We start from the raw sequence: 1,281 nt of genomic DNA on the forward strand, positions 1-1,281 counted from the left end.
CGCGCGCCGACGGCGCCTGAGGTGCCGACCACTGCGGAAGCGGGTTTTGCCGGCCTCCACATCGAGAACTGGTACGGCATGGTCGCGCCGAAGGGCACGCCGAAGGAGATCGTCGCGGCGCTGCATGGCCTGGCAACCAAGGCGATGGCGGATCCGGCGGTAAAGGAGAAGCTCGCCGCGCAGGGCGCGACGCTGGTCGGCGACGAGCCAGAGCACTTTCGCGCCTTCATCGCGGACGAGACCCAGAAGTGGGCCAAGGTGATCAAGGACGCCGGGGTAGAGACGGCGAAGTAGGTCTACGCTCCTTTGAGCGTAAGAGTCGACCTATCTCAACACGACCGGTGCGTTCCCTCCCCCCTTGCGGGGGAGAGTTAGGGAGAGGGGGTCACACGGGGACTCCATCGACCGTAAAGGAACACTTCTTCGCGACACAAACACCTTTTGCTGGGTACCCCCTCCCCCGCCCTCCCCCGCAAGGGGGGATGGAGCTCAGTTGTGTGCGCAGCTATAGCGTCAGCTCGCGTCGGCGCCCCTTACACCGCCGCGGCCCTCAAATGCTCCACCAGCATTTTCGCCGGCCTTGGCAACGCCTTGAAGCTGCGCGCGCAAATCACGAGCCTTCGGTTGGCGAAGGCGTCGCGTAGCCGAACCATGGCGAGCGGCATCAGTTTGGCGCAGCGGCGGGCGGCGGCTTCGGGCATGAGCGCAACGCCGACGTCGGCGGCAACCATCTGGCAGATCGCGTCGAAGTCGCGCAGCCGCGCGCGAAAATGCGGGCGCATGCCGAGCCGGGCTGCATGTTTCGAAATGTGCATCTGGAGCGCGGTGGCGCTGGTCAGACCGACGAAGTCACAGGTCCCCGCCTCCTGAAAATCGATCTGGCGGCGGCCCGCGAACGGGCCGCGCTTCGACGTCACCAGCGTCAGGCGGTCCTCGCTGAAGACGAAGCGCTCGATATGCTCAGGCAGCGCGTGCTCGGCAGCAAAGCCGAGATCTGCCGCACCTGCGGTGATAGCAGCTGCGATGTCGGTGCTCTCGCGCTCCTCGATGTCGATGGCGACGTCGCGATGCTCGCGCAGGAAGCCGGCGAGCGCCTTCGGCAGATGCTCCGACAGGCCCGAGGTGTTGGCAAGGAAATGCACGCTGGCGCGGACGCCGCTGGCAAAGCCGGCGAGATCGCCGCGCATGGCGTCGATCTGGTGGATGACGAGCCGCGCATGATCGAGCAGGCTCTCGCCGGCCGCGGTCAATTCGACGCCGCGCCGCCCGCGCTTGAGCAGC

Annotated in this window: 2 protein-coding genes; one reads left to right on the forward strand and one right to left on the reverse strand. The window is 66.7% G+C overall.

Annotated elements, in window-relative coordinates:
- On the forward strand, positions 1–294 hold a 294-nt coding region (locus MOV74_RS38445; protein WP_246932757.1), incomplete at its 5' end, for a tripartite tricarboxylate transporter substrate-binding protein.
- A 239-nt stretch (positions 295–533) separates the two neighbouring features.
- Here MOV74_RS38445 and MOV74_RS38450 read toward each other — a convergent pair.
- A partial coding sequence (locus MOV74_RS38450) for a LysR substrate-binding domain-containing protein (RefSeq protein WP_246932759.1) occupies positions 534–1,281 on the reverse strand: 748 nt, incomplete at its 5' end.

Source organism: Bradyrhizobium sp. SHOUNA76, assembly GCF_023006445.1.
Classification (GTDB): domain Bacteria; phylum Pseudomonadota; class Alphaproteobacteria; order Rhizobiales; family Xanthobacteraceae; genus Bradyrhizobium.